2 protein-coding genes and 1 pseudogene are annotated in these 1,082 nt (G+C 62.9%); all 3 read left to right on the forward strand.

Translation table 11 applies throughout. The features are described from left to right. Window positions 1-410, forward strand: a 410-nt coding sequence (locus ACIRS4_RS38750; RefSeq protein ID WP_404205056.1) for a F0F1 ATP synthase subunit A, incomplete at its 5' end; no start/stop codon positions are given. 75 nt (window positions 411-485) lie between these two features. Then, on the forward strand, window positions 486-731 hold the full coding sequence (locus ACIRS4_RS38755) for an ATP synthase F0 subunit C (protein WP_404205058.1): 246 nt from the start codon (window positions 486-488) through the stop codon (window positions 729-731). A 26-nt stretch (window positions 732-757) separates the two neighbouring features. Then, a pseudogene (locus ACIRS4_RS38760) lies at window positions 758-1,082 on the forward strand (F0F1 ATP synthase subunit B); the annotation flags it as partial.

The raw sequence follows: 1,082 nt of genomic DNA on the forward strand, positions 1-1,082 counted from the left end.
TGCTGGCTGTCGTCGCCTACGTCACCTTCAACTACGTGGGCATCAAGAAGTACGGCTTCCTGAAATACATGCGCTCGTCCATCGTGGTGCCGAATGTGCCGGCCGCGCTGCACGTGCTGCTGATCCCCATCGAGTTCATCTCGACCTTCGTGTTGCGCCCGTTCACGCTCACCGTCCGTCTCATGGCGAACATGCTGGCAGGCCACATCATGTTGGTGCTGTTCTTCAGTGCCACCCAGTTCTTCCTGTTCGATGCCGCCTCCTGGATGAAGGTGTTCTCGCCGTTCTCGCTGCTCGCGGGCTTCGGCTTCACCCTCTTCGAGCTGCTGGTGGTCTTCCTGCAGGCGTACGTGTTCGCGCTGCTGACCGCTGTCTACATCGGTCTGGCGCAGCACGCCGACTCTCACTGACCGACCGCACCAACTCCATAAACCTGCCACACACGCCGCCTCGGCGGGTGGGCGACAGAAAGGGAAATAAATCAGATGAGCACCCTCTCGTACCTGGCCCAGGAAGCTGCCGAGCAGAAGTTCAAGGGTCTCGGCGCGGTCGGTTACGGCCTGGCCGCCATCGGCCCGGGCATCGGCGTCGGCATCGTCGTCGGTAAGGCCATCGAGGGCATCGCCCGTCAGCCCGAGCTGCAGGGCACCATCCGGACCAACATGTTCCTGGGTATCGCGTTCACCGAGGCCCTGGCGCTGATCGGTCTCGTCGCCGGCTTCATTTTCTGATTCCGGCCAAAGACTAGGAATCAACGATGAACAGCACCTATCTGCTTGCGGCTGAGGGGTCCGACGACGTCAACCCCCTCATCCCCGAGCCGTACGACATCTTCTGGTCTGCGGTCGTCTTCATCGTTATCGCCTTCGTCTTCGCCAAGTACGTCGTCCCGCGCCTGACCCAGGTGCTGGATGAGCGTTCGCAGAAGATCGAGGGCGGTATCGCCAAGGCCGAGGCCGTGCAGGCCGAGGCGCAGGCCACCCTGCAGCAGTACCAGGAGCAGCTGGCCGAGGCTCGCCTCGAGGCCGCTCGCATCCGCGAGGAAGCCCGCACCCAGGGTGCGGCCATCCTGTCGCAGATGC

This window comes from Streptomyces sp. NPDC101166 (genome assembly GCF_044768125.1).
Classification (GTDB): domain Bacteria; phylum Actinomycetota; class Actinomycetes; order Streptomycetales; family Streptomycetaceae; genus Streptomyces.

What these genes read in the sequence shown, in the direction of transcription:
- ACIRS4_RS38755 (WP_404205058.1), top strand. Translation starts at nt 486, where the DNA reads ATGAGCACCCTCTCGTACCTGGCCCAGGAAGCTGCCGAGCAGAAGTTC.